At 57.9% G+C, this 18,188-nt stretch carries 17 protein-coding genes; 11 read left to right on the forward strand and 6 right to left on the reverse strand.

The features are described from left to right. Positions 1-199: 199 nt before the first annotated feature. Positions 200-2,011, forward strand: coding sequence for a translational GTPase TypA (typA, locus tag WE862_RS04970; RefSeq protein ID WP_041209495.1), 1,812 nt, complete (start codon positions 200-202; stop codon positions 2,009-2,011). A 488-nt stretch (positions 2,012-2,499) separates the two neighbouring features. Here the strand turns inward: typA and WE862_RS04975 are convergent, their stop codons facing one another. The 5 genes from WE862_RS04975 to def all read right to left on the reverse strand — a co-directional run bounded on the left by WE862_RS04975 (position 2,500) and on the right by def (position 8,317). Then, positions 2,500-3,942, reverse strand: a complete 1,443-nt coding sequence (locus tag WE862_RS04975; RefSeq protein WP_041209496.1) for a TrkH family potassium uptake protein — start codon at positions 3,940-3,942, stop codon at positions 2,500-2,502. 96 nt (positions 3,943-4,038) lie between these two features. After that, entirely contained in the window at positions 4,039-5,415 is a 1,377-nt protein-coding gene (gene trkA / locus WE862_RS04980) for a Trk system potassium transporter TrkA (RefSeq protein ID WP_033114770.1), read from the reverse strand. 79 nt (positions 5,416-5,494) lie between these two features. Next, positions 5,495-6,787 (reverse strand): 16S rRNA (cytosine(967)-C(5))-methyltransferase RsmB, encoded by a 1,293-nt coding sequence (rsmB, locus tag WE862_RS04985; RefSeq protein WP_042031928.1) that lies wholly within the window; start codon positions 6,785-6,787, stop codon positions 5,495-5,497. A gap of 60 nt (positions 6,788-6,847) precedes the next feature. Then, on the reverse strand, positions 6,848-7,792 hold the full coding sequence (gene fmt / locus WE862_RS04990; protein WP_042031927.1) for a methionyl-tRNA formyltransferase: 945 nt from the start codon (positions 7,790-7,792) through the stop codon (positions 6,848-6,850). 12 nt (positions 7,793-7,804) lie between these two features. Further along, positions 7,805-8,317, reverse strand: a complete 513-nt coding sequence (gene def, locus WE862_RS04995; RefSeq protein WP_042031926.1) for a peptide deformylase — start codon at positions 8,315-8,317, stop codon at positions 7,805-7,807. Positions 8,318-8,425: 108 nt separating this feature from the next. Between def and WE862_RS05000 the strand changes: the two genes are divergently transcribed. The 9 genes from WE862_RS05000 (at position 8,426) to WE862_RS05040 (ending at position 15,168) form a co-directional block, all read left to right on the forward strand. Further along, entirely contained in the window at positions 8,426-9,517 is a 1,092-nt protein-coding gene (locus WE862_RS05000) for a LysM peptidoglycan-binding domain-containing protein (protein ID WP_042031924.1), read from the forward strand. A gap of 2 nt (positions 9,518-9,519) precedes the next feature. Beyond that, positions 9,520-10,635, forward strand: coding sequence for a DNA-processing protein DprA (gene dprA, locus WE862_RS05005; protein WP_042031923.1), 1,116 nt, complete (start codon positions 9,520-9,522; stop codon positions 10,633-10,635). Beyond that, on the forward strand, positions 10,628-11,101 hold the full coding sequence (locus WE862_RS05010) for a DUF494 family protein (protein ID WP_041209503.1): 474 nt from the start codon (positions 10,628-10,630) through the stop codon (positions 11,099-11,101). Before dprA ends, WE862_RS05010 begins: the two co-directional genes overlap by 8 nt. A 55-nt stretch (positions 11,102-11,156) precedes the next feature. Beyond that, positions 11,157-11,714 (forward strand): DNA topoisomerase family protein, encoded by a 558-nt coding sequence (locus tag WE862_RS05015; RefSeq protein WP_042031922.1) that lies wholly within the window; start codon positions 11,157-11,159, stop codon positions 11,712-11,714. A 75-nt stretch (positions 11,715-11,789) separates the two neighbouring features. Further along, on the forward strand, positions 11,790-12,293 hold the full coding sequence (gene purE / locus WE862_RS05020) for a 5-(carboxyamino)imidazole ribonucleotide mutase (RefSeq protein ID WP_033114778.1): 504 nt from the start codon (positions 11,790-11,792) through the stop codon (positions 12,291-12,293). Between the two features lie 121 nt (positions 12,294-12,414). Continuing rightward, on the forward strand, positions 12,415-12,975 hold the full coding sequence (locus WE862_RS05025) for a Sua5/YciO/YrdC/YwlC family protein (RefSeq protein WP_042031921.1): 561 nt from the start codon (positions 12,415-12,417) through the stop codon (positions 12,973-12,975). Positions 12,976-13,077: 102 nt separating this feature from the next. Continuing rightward, on the forward strand, positions 13,078-13,986 hold the full coding sequence (gene hemF, locus WE862_RS05030) for an oxygen-dependent coproporphyrinogen oxidase (protein ID WP_042031920.1): 909 nt from the start codon (positions 13,078-13,080) through the stop codon (positions 13,984-13,986). A 103-nt stretch (positions 13,987-14,089) separates the two neighbouring features. Further along, a complete protein-coding gene (gene aroE / locus WE862_RS05035) occupies positions 14,090-14,911 on the forward strand; it encodes a shikimate dehydrogenase (RefSeq protein ID WP_042031919.1) in 822 nt (273 codons plus the stop codon). Then, complete coding sequence (locus WE862_RS05040; RefSeq protein ID WP_042031918.1) at positions 14,908-15,168, forward strand: DUF1488 domain-containing protein; 261 nt, start codon at positions 14,908-14,910, stop codon at positions 15,166-15,168. The genes aroE and WE862_RS05040 overlap by 4 nt, the downstream gene beginning before the upstream one ends. A gap of 776 nt (positions 15,169-15,944) precedes the next feature. On the opposite strand, the gene yihA is transcribed toward WE862_RS05040, so the two are convergent. After that, the gene (yihA, locus tag WE862_RS05045; RefSeq protein ID WP_042031917.1) at positions 15,945-16,601 is read right to left on the reverse strand and encodes a ribosome biogenesis GTP-binding protein YihA/YsxC; all 657 of its coding nucleotides are present in this window, start codon (positions 16,599-16,601) and stop codon (positions 15,945-15,947) included. A gap of 142 nt (positions 16,602-16,743) precedes the next feature. Here yihA and WE862_RS05050 point away from each other — a divergent pair, with 142 nt between their 5' ends. Further along, positions 16,744-17,361: a c-type cytochrome gene (locus WE862_RS05050; RefSeq protein WP_042031916.1), complete on the forward strand. Its 618-nt coding sequence runs from the start codon at positions 16,744-16,746 to the stop codon at positions 17,359-17,361. Positions 17,362-18,188 lie beyond the last annotated feature (827 nt).

Genomic DNA, 18,188 nt, shown 5'->3' on the forward strand with positions numbered 1-18,188 from the left:
AAAATAGTGCGGCCGCGGATCGTTTTGGTGCACTGAAATAGTGCGCAAGATGCGGTCGCACCCCATATAAGCAGGGTTTACAGACGAGGTCTATGATCCAGATCCGTTGTCATGCGCGAATGTACTGCAATTCTGCTAGGCAGATCACAAAGGCAAGAGTACAATTAGCGCCCAATTTTACCCGGTGATTGAGGCGAGAATGTTAGAGAATTTACGCAATATTGCGATTATTGCGCACGTTGACCACGGCAAAACGACGCTTGTGGACAAACTGCTGCAGCAGTCCGGTACCCTGGACCGCTCCACGGAAGGCCAGGAACGGATCATGGACTCCAATGATCTGGAACGGGAACGTGGCATCACCATTCTCGCCAAGAACACTGCGATCCGCTGGAATGACTACCGCATCAACATCGTTGATACCCCGGGTCACGCCGACTTCGGTGGTGAAGTTGAGCGCGTACTGTCCATGGTTGACTCCGTGCTGCTGCTGGTTGACGCCGTTGACGGCCCGATGCCGCAAACCCGTTTCGTGACCCAGAAAGCGTTCGCTCAGGGTCTGAAGCCGATCGTGGTCATCAACAAGGTTGACCGTCCGGGTGCTCGTCCTGACTGGGTAATGGATCAGGTATTTGACCTGTTCGACAACCTGGGCGCGACTGACGAACAGCTGGACTTCAAAGTGGTTTACGCCTCTGCACTGAACGGTTGGGCCACCATGGATCAGGACGTCGAGTCCGAGAACATGGAGCCGCTGTTCCAGGCTATCGTCGACAACGTGGAAGCCCCGAAAGCTGACACCGAAGGCGCGTTCCAGATGCAGATCTCCCAGCTGGACTACAACTCCTACGTGGGCGTTATCGGTATCGGCCGTATCACTCGTGGTCGCGTCAAGACCAACCAGCAGGTCACCATCGTTGGTGCCGACGGCAAGACCCGCAACGGTAAAGTCGGTCAGGTGCTGGGCTATCTGGGCCTGTCCCGTACCGAAGTTGCCGATGCGCAAGCTGGCGACATCATCGCCATCACCGGTCTGGGCGAGCTGAAGATCTCCGACACCATCTGTGACAACGGTGCTGTTGAAGCGCTGCCGCCGCTCTCCGTTGACGAGCCGACCGTGAACATGACCTTCCAGGTCAACACCTCACCGTTCGCCGGTAAAGAGGGCAAGTTCGTGACCTCCCGTAACATTCTGGAGCGTCTGAACCAGGAGCTGGTCCACAACGTGGCCCTGCGCGTGGAAGAGACCGACGATCCGGACAAGTTCCGTGTATCCGGTCGTGGTGAACTGCACCTCTCCATCCTGATCGAAAACATGCGTCGCGAAGGTTACGAGCTGGCGGTATCCCGTCCGGAAGTAATCCTGCGTACCGTTGACGGCGAACTGCAAGAACCGTTCGAAACCGTTACTGTGGACGTGGAAGAAGCGCACCAGGGTTCCGTCATGGAGCAGCTGGGTCTGCGTAAGGGCGAAATGACCAACATGACCCCGGATGGCAAGGGTCGCGTTCGCCTGGACTTCATGATCCCGAGCCGTGGCCTGATCGGCTTCCAGACCGAGTTCATGACCATGACCTCCGGTACCGGTCTGCTGTACCACACCTTCGACCACTACGGTCCGCACAAGGGTGGCAGCATCGGTGAGCGTCAGAACGGCGTGCTGATCTCCAACGCTACCGGTAAGGCTCTGACCTACGCCCTGTTCGGTCTGCAAGACCGCGGTCGTCTGTTCATCGGTCACGCGACCGAAGTGTACGAAGGCCAGGTGATCGGTATCCACTCCCGTTCCAACGACCTGACCGTTAACTGCCTGAAAGGCAAGCAGCTGACCAACATGCGTGCCTCCGGTACCGACGAAGCTCAGGTGCTGACTCCGCCGATCCGCATGACTCTGGAACAAGCTCTCGAGTTCATCGACAACGATGAACTGGTAGAAGTGACTCCGAAGAGCATCCGTATCCGTAAGAAGCTGCTGACCGAGCTGGATCGCAAGCGCTCTGGCCGTGGTTAATCCCATGTGCTGAGTCTCGGTAGCCCTCACGGTTGCTGACGATTCGCTGATAGAAAGGCCCAAACCTCAGGTTTGGGCCTTTTTTTATCTGCGTTGGGTTGCGCGGTTCGGTTGCACCTTGCCTTGTGGATAAGCGCTGCTGCCGGGTGTGACAGGCTCTCAGTGGGCATTCTTTTTGGCGCTGTATCTGGCTTGCTATGGCTGGATGCAGAGGGCGTGTTCTGGAGGCAGGGCTCTGCAGATCGGAAGATGGTCTTACCGGGCCTGCTGGCAGGGGCGGGCTCTTATGGGTGAGCCAAAGCAATCGCTATAAATTTAATTTATGGATTTTGTCTTAATGACCCAGCTTTACCTTATGTGAGCAAAGTGGGCTGCCTGAAGCACTCTGTGGCTCATGCCAGGCCGTTACAGGGCTGTGTCCGATCCGGGGGCATAAAACGCCCGCCACCGGTTGTTATCCACCGGTGGCGGGCGTCGCTGCTTGCGCGTTACTGGCGCCAGAACGAGGGGAAGAAGAGTACGGCGACCGTCAGGATCTCCAGCCGTCCCAGCAGCATGCCGAACGACAACAGCCACTTGGCCGAGTCGGGCAGACTGGCGAAGTTGGTGCTGGGGCCGACCACCGGCCCCATCCCTGGCCCCACGTTGGCAACCGCGGTGATGGAGCTGGAGATGGAGGTGAGGGGATCGAGCCCGATGGCGGCCAGCAGCGCCGCGATCACCAGAATGATGGCGAAGTAGGCCAGCACGAAGGAGATCATCGAGCGGATGATAGCGTCGTTGACCGTCCGGCCGTTGTACTTCTGGGGAAATACGCCGGAGGGGTGCATCAGCTGGCGCATCTGCTTCTTGAACAGGGCAAAGGCCACCTGTACCCGGAAGATCTTGAGACCGCCCGCAGTCGAGCCCGAGCAGGCGCCCAGCGCCAGCAGCACGATGAAGGTGATGCTGGCCAGCGGACCCCAGGTGCCGAAGTCACCGAGGCCAAAGCCCGTGGTGGTGAGTACCGAGACGATGTTGAAGCAGCTGATGCGCAGGGCATCCCAGAAGTCGAACAGGTTCCGCTCCCACAGGTAGAAGGTCATGATGGCGGTGACCCAGACCACCAGCCAGAAGAAGCCGCGCACCTGGGCATCCTTGAACAGGCTGTAATCCCGATGGTTGAGGCTCTGCACGTAAAGCAGGAAGGGCAGGCCACCGAGGAACATGAACAGGGTGCCAATCCAGTGTGCCGAGTTGGAGAAGTGGGACATGGATTGATCGGAGGTGGAGTAGCCGCCGGTGCTGAGGGTGGTCATCGAGTGGTTGATCGCCTCGAACAGCGTCATGCCGCTGGCCCAGTAGGCCATCATGCAGAGCATGGAGAGCACCAGATAGACCAGCACTATGTTGTTGGCCACCGTCTTGGCCCGTGGCGCACTTTTATCCGACCAGTCCGAGCTCTCGGTCTGGAACAGCTTCATGCCGCCGACGTTGAGGTAGGGCAGCACAGCTACCGCCATCACGATAAAGCCGACCCCGCCCAGCCACTGCAGGATGGATCGCCACAGCAGGATGCTGTGGGCCATGTTGTCGAGGCCGGAGAGCACGGTAGAGCCCGTGGTAGTCACCCCCGACATGGTCTCGAAGTAGGCATCGGTAAAGTTGATGTGGGTGATGAAGACAAAGGGCAGCGCCCCGAAGATACAGGCCACCACCCAGACCGAGGTGGTGAGCAGGAACATCTCCCGCACCCCCAGATGGAACTCCGCCTTGCGTCCGTAATGGAGGCAGAGCAGGGCGGCGCCGTGGGTGATGAGCACCGATTTGAGAAACTCGACGAACCCCTCGGAGCCGGTCAGCAGGGCCAGCAGGGTCGGCAGCCACATGAAGAGCGCCAGCTTGGAGAGCACCAGCCCGAGAGTAAAGATGATGGGACGCAGCTTGATCATGTTCGATAACCTGGTCGGTGATTGAAAAAAGACCCGGAGCATCCCCCTGGTGGGGCTGAGCCGGGTCTGGCGTGACAGTGAGCGGCCATGGGCCCGTTACAGGAAGAAGGGGCTGGGCTGGAACAGCCGTTCCACTTCCGGGATGTACTTCTTGTCCACCAGGAACATGACCACGTGGTCATCCTGCTGGATCCTGGTGCGATCGTGAGCGATCAGCACCTCATCCCCGCGCACTACGGCACCTATGGTGGTGCCCGGCGGCAGCTTGAGCTCGCCCACCGTCTTGCCGACTACCTTGGAGGTGTTTTCGTCGCCGTGGGCAATCGCCTCAATCGCCTCGGCGGCGCCGCGGCGCAGACTGTAGACGTTGGCGATATCGGCCCGGCGCACGTGGGTCAGCAGGGCCGAGATGGTGGCCTGCTGCGGCGAGATGGCGATATCGATGGAACCGCCCTGCACCAGATCGACGTAGGCGCCGCGCTGGATCAGTACCATGGTCTTCTTGGCCCCCATCTTCTTGGCGAGCAGGGCCGACATGATGTTGGCCTCATCCTCGTTGGTGACGGCGATGAATACGTCGATCTGGTCGATGTGCTCCTCGGCCAGCAACTCCTGATCCGCCGCATCACCGCAGAAGACGATGGTGTTTTCCAGCAGTTCGGAGAGCTGCTCCGCCCGCTTCTGGTTGCGCTCGATAAGCTTGACGCTGTAGCGCTTCTCCAGCTGACGGGCGAGGCCGGCGCCGATGTTGCCACCGCCGACGATCATGATGCGGCGGTAGGGGCTCTCGAGGCGCTGCAGCTCCGACATCACGGCGCGGATATGGCCTGCGGCGGCGACGAAGAACACCTCGTCATCCGCTTCGATGATGGTGGTGCCTTGCGGGCGGATCGGGCGGCCCTGACGGAAGATGGCTGCTACGCGAGTTTCGATGTTGGGCATGTGCTCGCGCAGGGTGGAGAGCGCATTGCCGACCAGCGGGCCGCCGTAGTAGGCCTTGACCGCCACCAGACCGACGCGGCCACCTGCAAAATCAACCACTTGCAGGGCACCCGGATACTCGATCAGGCGACGCACATAATCGGTCACCAGCTGTTCCGGCGCGATCAGGTGATCCACCGGCACCGATTCCGGCAGGAACAGGCGATCCCGCTCGGTCAGATAGGCGGGCGAACGGATCCGCGCCACCTTGTTCGGGGTGTTGAACAGGGAGTAGGCGACCTGACAGGCGATCATGTTGGTCTCGTCACTGTTGGTGACGGCGACCAGCATGTCGGCATCCTGGGCGCCCGCTTCGCGCAGCACCTTGGGGTGAGCGCCATGGCCGTTGACTACCCGCAGGTCAAACTTGTCCTGCAGTTCGCGCAGGCGCTCGCTGTCGGTATCGACGATGGTGATGTCGTTGTTCTCTCCGGCCAGGTTCTCGGCCAGAGTGCCGCCGACCTGGCCGGCTCCCAAAATGATGATCTTCATAGGGAACGTCTACTCACGTTGAGGCAGTAAAGGGGCATGCCGCCAGCATGGCGATTGCCCCGGAAGAAGCATGTCAGCGTCACAGCTTGACCAGCTTGGCGTAGTAGAAGCCATCCATCTCGGCTTCACCCGGCAGGAACTGGCGACCCGGGCAATCCGGGGTGTCCTGTTCGTGCAACGGTACCAATTTGGCATCTTTGGTCGCGGCAAGGAAGGCGCGGATCTGCTCGCGGTTCTCTTCCGGCAGGACGGAGCAGGTGGCGTAGAGCAGGGTACCGCCGCTCTTCAGCTTGCCCCAGAGGGCATTGAGAATCCGGCGTTGCAGCTCGGCCAGCTCACGAATGTCCTGATCCCGGCGCAGCCACTTGATGTCGGGGTGGCGACGGATAACGCCGGTGGCGGAGCAGGGGGCATCCAGCAGAATGCGGTCGAACTGGCCTTCCGGCCACCACTGTTCCGGTGCCGCGGCATCGCCGTGGATCACTTTGGCGGTCAGGCCGATGCGATCCAGGTTCTCCTGCACCCGCTTGAGGCGGTTCTCGTCGGCATCGACGGCGACCACGCCGGCCAGCTTGGGCTGACGCTCCAGCAGGTGGGCGGTCTTGCCGCCGGGGGCGGCGCAGGCATCCAGCACCAACTCACCCGGTTGCGGGTCGAGCAGGGCGGCCGCCTGTTGTGCTGCGCCATCCTGTACCGAGCAGTCACCGACTTCGAAGCCGGGCAGCTTGGTCACATCGCAGGGACGCTCCAGCAGGATGCAATCCTCGCCCTCTTCACCGGCCACCGCATTGATGCCGGCTTCGGCCATGCGGGCCAGCATCTGCTCGCGGCTCTGGCGCTGGCTGTTGTTGCGGATCCACATGGGGGGGCGCTGGTTGTTCGCCTCCATGATGAACTCCCACTCGTCGGGATAAGCCTGACGCAGGCGCTTGGTGAGCCACTCGGGGTGACCGAGGCGCACGCTCGGCACGCGGTCGATACGCAGCAGAATCACTTCGGCGCTGCGCTGGAAGTTGCGCAGCACGCCGTTGATGAGGCCACGCAGGGAGGTGCCCTTGAGCAGCTTGACCGCGTTGACGGTCTCGGCCACCGCGGCGTGAGCCGGAATGCGGGTGTAGATGAGCTGGTAGAGGCCGACCAGGATGAGGTAGTGGAAGATGCGGCTCTTGTTCTTGAGCGGCTTGTCCATCATCTCGCCGACCGCCGCATCGAGGCGGGGCAGCCAGCGCAGGGTACCGTAGCAGAGTTCTTGCAGGAGGGCGCGATCGCGGGGCGCAACCTTCTCCTGGGCAGCAGGCAGAACGGCGGAGAGGGACTGGCCCTGATCCAGCACCTGTTGAATAACGAGAGCAGCCTGTGCGCGTGTTTTCATAGTGTTACCTTAGATGCGCAAGTCGGGGCCTGGGCCCCGCTTGTGTCAATTCAATCCAGTTCAATTCAATTGCGTGCCGGGTTCAAACCAGTCGCGGCGAGAGTTGAGCAGGTCCGTCACGGACATCGCCTTCTTGCCGGGCGGCTGCAGGGTCAGCAGGCGCAGTACCCCTTTGCCGGTGGCGATATCGATCCCCTGCTTGTCGGCCTTGAGCAGGGTTCCGGCGGGCTGGCCATGGTCGCTGTCGATGACGGCGGCTTGCCATACCTTGACGGTCTGGTCAGCCACTTCGAACCAGCTGATGGGCCAGGGATTGAAGGCGCGGATGCAGCGCTCGATGGCGACGGCCTCCATCGACCAGTCGATGCGGGCCTCTTCCTTGGAGAGCTTCTCGGCGTAGTTGGCCAGCGCATCGTCTTGCACTTCGGCCGTGGTGTCGCCGGCGGCCATGGCGTCGATGGTGTCGACCAGCGCCTGCGGGCCCAGCTCGGCCAGCTTGTCATAGAGGCTGGCGGAGGTCTCGTCGGTGGCGATGGGGCAGGTCACTTTGCGGATCATGGCGCCGGTATCCAGCCCCACATCCATCTGCATGATGGTGACGCCGGTTTCGGCATCGCCCGCCCAGATGGAGCGCTGGATCGGTGCGGCACCGCGCCAGCGCGGCAGCAGGGAGCCATGGACGTTGATGCAGCCCAGACGCGGGGTATCGAGCACCGCTTTGGGCAGGATCAGGCCATAGGCCACCACCACCATCAGGTCGGCGCCAAGGGCTGCCAGCTCGGCTTGCGCCTCTTCCTTGCGCAGGCTAGCCGGTTGATAAACCGGCAGATTATGGGCTAGCGCCAGCTCTTTGACCGGGCTGGCGGTGAGCTTCTGGCCGCGACCGGCGGGCTTGTCCGGCTGGGTATAAACGGCGACGACCTCGTGGTCGGAAGACAACAACGCCGCCAGGTGACGGGCGGCGAAGTCGGGAGTACCGGCAAAAATCAGTTTCAACTTATTCAACGGGGCAGATCCTCAGAGGGCTTTGCGATCTTCACGGGCCATCTTTTCCAGCTTCTGGCGAATGCGCTGGCGCTTGAGCGGGGACAGGTAATCCACAAACAGTTTGCCCATCAGGTGATCCATCTCGTGCTGGATGCAGATGGCGAGCAGATCGTCCGCTTCCAGTTCAAATGGCTTGCCATGGCGATCCAGCGCGCGGATCTTGATCTGTTCGGCGCGCGGCACCAGAGCTCGGCTGCCGGGCACGGAAAGGCAACCCTCTTCGATGCCGGTGCTGCCACACTGGGAGATGACTTCCGGATTGATCAATACCAGAGGGTCTTCACGGTTTTCAGAGACATCGATCACTATGATGCGCTGATGAATGTCCACCTGTGTTGCAGCCAGGCCGATGCCTTCCTCTGCGTACATGGTTTCGAACATATCATCTACAATTTGCTGTAACTCGGGTGTAAAGGTCTCGACAGGGGCTGCGACGGTGCGCAAGCGCTCATCGGGAAAACGCAATACATCTAGAATGGCCATAGTTTTTTCTTTAGTTTCGTATAAATGCAGTCAATATTGGCGTAATTCTAGTCATTTACGCCGACAAAAAACAGCAACACTTTGCGCGCAGAAGTAACAGGGAGTGTTATGTATCTGAAGCGAACCATCCTGGCTTGTCTGCTGGTTGCCGCGAGCCCGACTCTGCTGGCCGACCAGTTGAGGCTTAAAGCTGGCTATCCCGAGAGCTATGTCGTGCAAAAAGGCGACACATTGTGGGACATCTCCGGCAAATATCTCTCCGAGCCCTGGCTCTGGCCCCGTCTCTGGAATATCAACCCTCAGATTGCCAATCCGCACTGGATCTACCCGGGTGATGTGCTGCAACTGAGCTGGGTCAATGGCGAACCCCGTCTTGGCAAGGCGATGCAAGGGGGCAAGCAGGTCATTCGCCTGAGCCCGAAAAACCGCTACGAGAGCAAAGCCAATCCCATTCCTACCCTTCCTATCAGCGAGATTGGCCCGTTTTTGCAGACCGACCATATTCTTGCCAACGCTCAGGAAGGAAAAAAACTGCCCTATCTGCTGGGGTCGGATGAAAAACATATCGGCATGCTGGAGGGGGATACTCTCTATGTCCAGGGGTCTTTGACCCCGGGCCAGATGTATGGTGTGTACCACCCCGGTGCAATCTACAAGGATCGCGATACAGGCGAGCTGCTTGGGCAGGAGGCCGTGCTCACCGGTATCGTTCGCGCTGTGGCGCGCCTGGATGGTGATCGCACCGAAGTGACTCTGACTCACAACCAGAGGGAGGTGCTGCAGGGTGACAAGGTGATGCCGCTACCCGAGCAGGAGAGTATGCCTGCCGTATTCATGCCCAAGGCGGCACCTGCCATCCAGCCGGGCTATATCGTTGACCTGCCCAGCAAGGCTCGAGGCGGTGGCAAGTTCGACGTGGTGCTCATCAACAAGGGGAGTCGGGATCAGCTGTCGGCTGGCGATGTGCTCGATATCCGTCGTCCCGGCGCTGCGCTGGTGACCAAGAACGGTACTGTCCAGTACAAAGAGCTCTCGTCGGTCTACAACAAGGTGTTTTACAGCAGCAACAAAAAGGCGCCACTGCCTTCCGAAGCGATTGCCCGGGTCATGCTGTTCAAGGTGTATGACAAGCTGAGTTACGGCCTCATCATGCAGAGCAAGGACATGGTGAGTACTGGTTATCAGGTAACTCACTTCTGACCGTGCACTATTCCGACGAGCGCCTTGCTCTCTGGCTTTCGCTGGATGCCGTCGCCGGTATCGGCCCGGTGACGGCAGCCCGTCTGCTGGAGCGGGTTGGCGGCGATATTCAGCAGCTGTTTCAGTGTGACGAAACGCAGTTGCACCAGATGGGGCTGTCGCCAGAGCAGATCCGCCAATTGCGCTGGCCATCACCTGTTATCGAGCAGAGCCTGATGTGGGCTACTCAGCGCGGCAATTCACTACTCCCGCAGGATCATCCCGCTTACCCTGCCTTGCTCAGGGAGATCCCCGCCGCCCCCTTGCTGCTCTACTGCCGTGGCGAGCTTTCTGCTTTGTCTCTCCCGCAGCTGGCGATGGTGGGTACCCGCCATCCAACCTATGCCGGCAAGGATAATGCAGCCCGTCTTTGTAGCGAGCTGGTTGGCTGCGGTTTGGCGATCACCTCGGGTCTGGCGCTTGGTATCGATGGCGTCTGCCATCAGCAGGCCCTGGCCGCCGGAGGCATGACCCTGGCGGTGTTGGGGTCAGGGCTGGATCAGCTCTATCCCAAACGCCATCACGCGCTGGCGGCGGCGATACTCGAGCGGGGCGGGGTATTGATTTCCGAGCTGGCGCCGGACAAAGGGCCGCTGGCTGAACATTTTCCCCGCCGCAACCGTATCATCAGTGGCTTATCCCTTGGCACTCTGGTGGTTGAGGCAACCGAGCAGAGTGGCTCGCTCATTACGGCGCGCTATGCGCTTGAGCAGGGCCGCGAGGTATTTGCGGTGCCCGGAGCGCCGCAAAACGGGCAGGCAACCGGGTGCAATAAATTAATTCAGCAGGGGGCCAAACTTGTGTTGAGTGCGGCCGATATAGTGGAAGAGCTGCCCGAATGGGCAGTGCGGTTGCCGGAACCGGTCGTATCATCTGAGCAATCGCATAATAGCGAATTGCCTTATGCAGATTTGTTGGATAACGTAGATTACGAGACCACAAGTGTGGATACCGTCGCCGAGCGGGCCCAGCTTCCTGTCGAAGTGGTATTAGGCAGGTTGGTAGAGCTGGAGCTGGCCGGAGCAGTCACGGCGGTCGCCGGTGGATACGTCAGAGCGAGGAGGGTGAATCATGTTTGATGTATTGATGTACCTTTTCGAGACCTACATCCACAGCGATGCAGATGTGATGGTCGAGCAGAATGAACTCACCGACGAGCTGAGCCGTGCCGGCTTCGACAAGGAAGAGATCGACAAGGCGCTGACCTGGCTGGAGCGGCTGGCCAATCTGCATGACAGCGAGCGGGAGGTCTATGTAGCCGCCAGCGCGCAAGGCTCCATGCGTATCTATGCTCCGCAAGAGCTGGCTCGTCTCAGCACCGAGTGCCGCGGTTTTCTGCTGTTTCTGGAGCAGGCTCAGGTACTTAACGCCGAGACCCGCGAGATTTGCATCGAGCGCCTGCTCGAGCTGGATAAGCCGGACATCGAGCTGGATGACCTCAAGTGGGTTGTCATGATGGTGCTATTCAACGTGCCGGGCAGTGAAAATGCCTACCAGCAGATGGAAGAGCTGGTGTTTGACGAATCAGACGGCGTCATTCACTGACAGTCCGGTGCCGCGCTGGTAGAATTCAGGCCATCTGGATTTAAAGGCGCGGCCCATGTCAAAAATCGATCACCACCTCTTTTCAGCCCACGAACATGCCTTCGAGCGCGAGCCGTGCCCGCAGTGCGGGGCCGAGCTGGTGATCCGTCAGGGCAAACATAGCCCCTTTCTCGGTTGTTCTGCCTACCCCGCCTGTGACTATATTCGTTCTCTGACGCCATCCGGCCGCGATATCGAGAAGGTGCTTGAGGGCTCTGCCTGTCCCGAATGCGGTCAGCCGCTGGCGATCAAGAAGGGGCGTTATGGTCTGTTTGTCGGCTGTACTCACTATCCGGCCTGCCAGCATATCGAATCCCTGCAGGAGAGCGACGATACCCAGATCCTCTGCCCGGAGTGTGGCAAGGGCCATCTGGTGAGCCGCACCTCCCGCTACGGCAAGCAGTTTTACTCCTGCGACGGCTATCCACACTGCAAATATGTGGTGAATGACAAGCCGGTTCCCATGCCTTGCCCGCAGTGTGGCTGGGGCATCATGGTTGAGAAAAAGGTGCGGGGAACGCTGCGCTGGGTCTGTCCGCAAAAGAAATGCGGCCATCAAAGTGAGCGGGTATAATCGCGCCGCCATAACGGAACTAAAACGTTTTCGGCGAACTTCAACCCCCCCACTTGGAGTAAGGAAATTCCCACCATGAAGAAACCCTTTGTTGCCGTACTGATGGGCTCTGACTCTGATTTCCCCGTGATGCAAGCCACCCTTGAAGTGCTCAAGTCGTTTGATATCACTGTGGAAGTCAAAGTGACTTCAGCCCACCGGACTCCGGCTGCGACCCACCAGTATGTGACCGATGCCGAGGCCCGTGGCTGTAAGGTATTTATCTGTGCTGCCGGTCTGGCTGCCCATCTGGCAGGGGCAGTTGCAGGTATCACCACGCGTCCCGTGATCGGGGTGCCCATCGATGGTGGCCCGCTGAAAGGGCTGGATGCGCTGCTCTCTACCGTGCAGATGCCGGGCGGTGTACCGGTAGCGACCGTTGCCATCGGCAAGGCGGGAGCCAAGAATGCCGGTTATCTGGCAGCTCAGCTGCTGGCTGTCGCTGACGACGAGCTGGCCGCAAGAGTGCGTGCCGAACGCCAGAAGAGCGCCGAAGAGGTGATGGCGAAAGATGCTGCCCTGCAGGCGCAGCTCAAGTAAGTTTCAAGGTGGCCGCCTGTTGCACGGTGCTTCTCTCCGGAATGCCGGGTTTGCAGCGGCGGCCATTGTGTTGATAGCAACCCAATGATGAGGCGGCAGCTGGACTGCCGCATTTTTTCTGATGCAAAACGAATTTGAACAAGCGGTTGCCGCGCTCAAGAGCGAAGGAGTGATCGCCTATGCAACCGAGGCGGTCTTCGGTCTGGGTTGTGATCCGGATTCTGAACTGGCCGTGCAGCGTCTGCTCGATATCAAGCAGCGCCCGGTGGAGAAGGGCTTGATCCTGATTGCGGCCGAACTGGGGCAACTGCTCGATTATATCGATCTGAGTCAGCTCACCGCAGAGCAGCTGGCTCGGGTTGAGGCCAGCTGGCCAGGCCCTTTTACCTGGATCATGCCTGCCAAGCCCGATACTCCCTCATGGCTGACCGGTCAGTTCGATACGCTGGCAGTGCGGGTCACGGCGCATCCGCAGGTACAAGGGCTGTGTCGGGCCTTTGGCAAGCCGCTGGTCTCTACCAGCGCCAACCAGACTGGCGAAGAGCCGGCTCGCCGCGTGGCCGATATCGGCGAACAGCTGGCAAGCAAGCTGGCCTATATCCTGCCGGGTGAGGTGGGTGGGCAAGCCAACCCCTCCGAAATCAAGGATGCCAGAAGCGGTGCAATCATCCGCCCTTCCTGAATGGCGGGCCGCTTTGCGGCCATGCCGGCGGGCTAGCCTGCCTGTAATATCACTATAAAAAATGAGCGGGACTCTGTAGATCCCGCCTGAGCTGGAGACAAGATGAGCAAACCGGATGTGGCCCGGGTCAAGGCCTTTCTGCTGCAGTTGCAGGACGAGATCTGCCGTGGCCTGGAGCAGGCCGATGGCCGCGGACACTTTGTGGAAGATGCCTGGAGTCGTGAAGGCGGTGGTGGTGGGCGTACCCGCGTGCTGCGCCATGGTGCAGTGATCGAGCAGGGTGGGGTCAACTTCTCCCATGTGTATGGGGATGCCATGCCGGCTTCTGCCACCGCTCATCGACCCGAACTGGCCGGTCGCAAGTTCGAGGCGATGGGGGTCTCTCTGGTGATCCATCCGCACAACCCCTATGTGCCGACCAGCCACGCCAACGTCCGTTTCTTCATTGCCGAGAAAGAGGGCGAAGAGCCCATCTGGTGGTTTGGCGGTGGTTTTGACCTGACTCCTTTCTATCCGTTCGAAGAGGATGTTCGCCACTGGCATCAGGTTTCTCACGACCTCTGTCAGCCGTTTGGCGCAGATATCTATCCGGAATTCAAATCCTGGTGCGATCGCTACTTCTTCCTCAAGCATCGGGACGAGACGCGTGGCGTCGGTGGCCTCTTCTTCGACGACCTGAATCGCTGGCCCTTTGCCGACAGCTTCGCCTTTATGCAGGCGGTGGGTAACGGTTACCTTGCGGCCTATCTGCCGATTATCCAGCGACGCAAAGATCTTGCCTATGGCGAGCGGGAGCGGGAGTTCCAGCTCTATCGACGCGGACGTTATGTGGAGTTCAATCTGGTGTTCGATCGGGGCACCCTGTTCGGGCTGCAAACCGGTGGCCGTACCGAGTCGATCCTGATGTCGATGCCGCCTCTGGCTCGTTGGGAGTATGACTGGCAACCGGCAGCAGGCAGTCCGGAAGCCTTGCTCTACACTGATTACCTCAAGCCACGCGAGTGGTTGTGAACGAAGGGGCCATAACGGCCCCTTTTTGTTAGCCGATATTCGACTTGTTCCTGCAGGGGAAAAACCGTTAAATCGGGAGATTGCCCTATAAAGGAACTGTTTGATGGATCGTTATCTGGTTTTTGGCCACCCGGTGCGCCACAGTAAATCCCCTTTCATTCACACCCTGTTTGCCAGACAGACCCAGCAAGAGCTGGAGTACGGGTTGGCCGAACCTACGATGGATGAATTTGCCCGCACTCTGCGGGACTTCTTTGATCGGGGCGGCAAGGGCTGCAATGTCACCGTGCCGTTCAAGGAGCAGGCATTCGCGCTGGTTGATCGGCTGAGCCCAAGGGCAAAACGGGCGGGGGCAGTCAATACCATCAAACTGACCGATGACAGTGTGCTGCTTGGCGATAACACCGATGGTGCCGGGCTGGTGGCGGATCTCAAGGCTCATGGCGTGACGTTGACCGGAAGCCGGATCCTGCTGCTGGGGGCCGGAGGCGCCGCTCGAGGTGCTCTGGCTCCACTGCTGGCCGAACATCCGGCCGAGGTGGTGATCGTCAACCGTACCCACGCCCGGGCAGAACAACTGGCTGCCGAATTCCGCGACCTGGGTAGTGTCAGCGCCCTGACGTATGAACAGCTGGCCGGTCATTTTGATCTTGTTATCAACTCCACGTCGGCCAGTCTGCAGGGTGAGCTGCCGCCGCTGGCTCCCGGTCTGATCCACGCCGATATTGCTATCTACGACATGATGTATGGTGCAACGGATACCCCCTTCATTGGTTGGGCCAAGCAACATGGCGCCCGTCAAACCATGGATGGGCTCGGCATGCTGGTCGAACAGGCTGCCGAGGCGTTTACCGTGTGGCGTGGAATCCGTCCAGGGACTAAACAGGTATTGAGAGAGTTGAAGCGTAACTTGGGGGTGATATGAACCAGGGTATTCTGTTTCCTGATCTGATGGAGTGGCAGGCTCAGGAGATGCGGGTGCATTTTCCTGCCCAGCAGATGGGGGCACTGATCAACTGTTATATCAGCCTGCGTCGGCTGGAGAAGATGACTGGTCTGGCTCTGAGCCGAGAGGATGACATCCTGCGAGCGTTCGAAAGCGTGCGTTTTGATATTGAGGATTTGGCTGAAAAACTCATTGAAGAACAATCATTTGCTGAAGATGGTGCCATCTATCTGTAGATTTTCAAAGTTTTTTTCCTTTGCAGCGGAACTTCATCGATTTTCTGCTGACTAACTTGATAGTTGAGGAAGTGCTAGCTAGTCACCTTTATAACTCCCCGGTATTCGTACTGGGGATTTTTTTATCTATTTGAAATAAAAGTATTTTTTATAAAGCAAAAACTCGTGAAACTAAATTACATAAATTACTTTCACTTTTTGCTGCTTTGCTGTACAGTTGTCTGCGTAGGGTACAGAGGTAAGATGTTCTATCTTTCAGACCTTTTATTTCACGTAATTGAATGTGGCTGAATAGCGGCCCCGATGAGTTTCTCGTCGGGGTGTTTTTTTATGCGCAGCATTTAGAGTAAAAGCTTTAATTTGTCGATGCGTTTGCTAAAATGGGGTCGATTCTTGAGGTACACCGGTCGTCTGGTGCTCGAGATTCAGCTTCTTCCCAATTTTTTGAACTTATTGTTTAAGGCTGGATGGCAGAACTGTCGTCCAGCCTCATTTTTATCCCTTCTCTGCTCGCGATGTAATTAAATTTCATTTTTTGTCGTTTTTGGTGATTTTCATCCCTGATATGGGGGCAGATATGAAAACGATATCAAAAACATGAAAGGTTAATTATCTTCGAGAATTAATTGTCTATCTATATGAATTTCAACCACTAACTCGCTCTTGCCAAGAGTGATATCTGATGTATGGGCTGGGTTGTGAGGACTGTAGGGGTCTGAAAGTCTTTCAATCAGCGGAGGGGGACTCCGCCAATTGCGAGACTAGCGAGGAGTGGATCACTCCCCGGCGGGTTCTTGCTCATCTGTTTCGATGTGAGAGTCATCGGCTCCGGCGACATACCAGTTGGTCAGGGTCTGGGCCAGTTTTTCTACCCCGATATTGCTGAGGGAAGAGAAGGCTTCAACCTGGATCTGGGAACCCAGACTGGCGACGGCCTGGCGCACCTTGATCACCTGATTGTTGCGCGGGCCGGGGCTCAGCTTGTCAGCCTTGGTCAGCAGCAGCATGACCGGCAGTTCGCGATGAGCGCTCCACTCCAGCATGTTCATGTCGGTATCTTTGAGCGGATGACGGATATCCATCAGGATTACCAGCCCTTTCAATGACTCGCGACGCTGCAGATATTCTGCCAGTGACTTTTGCCACTTGAGCTTCATTTCCAGTGGAACCTGGGCATAACCATAACCCGGCAGGTCGACCAGACGTTTGCCCGGTTCCAGCTCAAACAGGTTGATCAGCTGGGTACGGCCGGGGGTTTTACTGGTTCGGGCCAGGTTCTTGTGTTTGGTTAACGTGTTCAATGCAGATGACTTACCGGCGTTGGAACGGCCAGCAAACGCGATCTCGACACCCCCATCATTTGGCAGGTGGCGGATGTCGGGTGCGCTGGTCACAAAATGCACCTTATTGAAATTGAGAGTTTGTGTATCCAACGTAAATTCCCCATGGAGATAGAGGGTTATAGAGTTACTTTTTTGTAAAAAGGTGTAAAATGGCGTCGCTTAAACGCGTTTATTTTAACATGCCTTCAGCGGCATGGGATCTGGAAGCCTAATAACTAAAAGTTGGAACGCCATGAAGAACCTAGTCATTACTCTTGCTCTGATGGTTGGCGTAACGGGGATGGCACAAGCCAAAGGCGATGCCGCTGCGGGACAGGCCAAGGCTGCAGTTTGTGCGGCTTGTCATGGACCGGACGGAAACAGCCTGATTGATATGTACCCCAAAATTGCTGGTCAGCACGCATCATATATCAAAAAGCAGTTGGTTGAACTGAAGGCTGCCGCTTCTGGCCAAATTGGTCGGGTTGCGCCCGTTATGGGGCCGATGGCTCTGCCTTTGTCGGATCAGGACATGGATGACCTGGCGGCTTACTTCTCCAGCCAGAAAGTGACTCCGGTGGCCGTTCCTGATGACGTTGTTGCTGCAGGCAAGGCGCTTTATATGGGTGGCGACATGAGTCGCGGCCTGCCAGCCTGTACTGCTTGCCACGGGCCGCGAGGTTCCGGGGTGGAGCATGCCAAATATCCCAGTCTCTCCGGGCAGCACCCTGCCTACATCAAAACGCAGCTGACCGGTTTCCGTGCCGGTACCCGGGACAACGACCCGAATGGCATGATGCGCGACGTTGCCAAGAAGCTGACTGATCAGGATATCGATGTGTTGTCCAAGTATGTTGCCGGACTGCACTAAACTGATTGCGTTACCTGCAATGGATGAGAAACGGGGAGCTTGGGCTCCTCGTTGTTTTTCTGGTTTCCAGAACATTCTCGGTTTAATCCTCTCGTTATGTAAGAGATCTTCCATTCCTGTGGCAGGCCAAGGCTCATAGATTTGTATAAAATTTAAAATAAAAGCTATTTATCAATGGCTTATTGCTTTGTTGCGGTTTTCTGAGGCATTGGGATCTATTCAGGTAGATTGAGCGCCTTTATAGAGCTGATACATTAAGTTCAATGGATTTATCCACGGAATGGATAGCGGTTTCACAGTGGGATGCTGTGAGCACAGGATGTTTGGCATGGCGGGATGCCATGGGTTCGCAAGAACTGGCAAGGGACTGAAAGATCAGGATGGTGACCATCTCCGGAGCGGGATGGAGTTGCGGGATGCAGGCTCCCCGGCACGATGGCAGGATGCGGTCGGAACGGGTCAAACAGGCACACGCACATTCAGGAACGACCACAAGAAGGTCAGGATGACCATATAAAGATATGATGTGGCAACAAGTCGTCATGGAAGGGACAAAACAGGCTGTTTTGCCATTCAGGATGATCCTCACACAGACATATCAAGGCAGCTTCGGCTGCCTTTTTTCTTATTGGGTCATTAACCCGATCAGCCTTTCTGTGTCAAAATACCAGCAATATGCCCAGAGGATACCGATCCTGCGGTGTTCAGTGGCCCTGACGGGCCGGATTGATGCGGGATCCTGCTGATGTTCCGGTTTCACTGTTCCCCAGAATTGCATCCCGCCGGGTGAGATCATCCCGGAGTCGGGCTCAATCCAGTTATTTTTC

Origin of the sequence: Aeromonas jandaei (genome assembly GCF_037890695.1) — a bacterium.
Classification (GTDB): Bacteria; Pseudomonadota; Gammaproteobacteria; order Enterobacterales; family Aeromonadaceae; genus Aeromonas; species Aeromonas jandaei.

Coding starts and splice junctions, on each gene's coding strand:
- typA (WP_041209495.1), top strand. CDS start 200: ATGTTAGAGAATTTACGCAATATTGCGATTATTGCGCACGTTGACCAC.
- WE862_RS04975 (WP_041209496.1), bottom strand. CDS start 3,942: ATGATCAAGCTGCGTCCCATCATCTTTACTCTCGGGCTGGTGCTCTCC.
- trkA (WP_033114770.1), bottom strand. CDS start 5,415: ATGAAGATCATCATTTTGGGAGCCGGCCAGGTCGGCGGCACTCTGGCC.
- rsmB (WP_042031928.1), bottom strand. CDS start 6,787: ATGAAAACACGCGCACAGGCTGCTCTCGTTATTCAACAGGTGCTGGAT.
- def (WP_042031926.1), bottom strand. CDS start 8,317: ATGGCCATTCTAGATGTATTGCGTTTTCCCGATGAGCGCTTGCGCACC.
- WE862_RS05000 (WP_042031924.1), top strand. CDS start 8,426: ATGTATCTGAAGCGAACCATCCTGGCTTGTCTGCTGGTTGCCGCGAGC.
- WE862_RS05010 (WP_041209503.1), top strand. CDS start 10,628: ATGTTTGATGTATTGATGTACCTTTTCGAGACCTACATCCACAGCGAT.
- WE862_RS05015 (WP_042031922.1), top strand. CDS start 11,157: ATGTCAAAAATCGATCACCACCTCTTTTCAGCCCACGAACATGCCTTC.
- purE (WP_033114778.1), top strand. CDS start 11,790: ATGAAGAAACCCTTTGTTGCCGTACTGATGGGCTCTGACTCTGATTTC.
- WE862_RS05025 (WP_042031921.1), top strand. CDS start 12,415: ATGCAAAACGAATTTGAACAAGCGGTTGCCGCGCTCAAGAGCGAAGGA.
- hemF (WP_042031920.1), top strand. CDS start 13,078: ATGAGCAAACCGGATGTGGCCCGGGTCAAGGCCTTTCTGCTGCAGTTG.
- aroE (WP_042031919.1), top strand. CDS start 14,090: ATGGATCGTTATCTGGTTTTTGGCCACCCGGTGCGCCACAGTAAATCC.
- WE862_RS05040 (WP_042031918.1), top strand. CDS start 14,908: ATGAACCAGGGTATTCTGTTTCCTGATCTGATGGAGTGGCAGGCTCAG.
- WE862_RS05050 (WP_042031916.1), top strand. CDS start 16,744: ATGAAGAACCTAGTCATTACTCTTGCTCTGATGGTTGGCGTAACGGGG.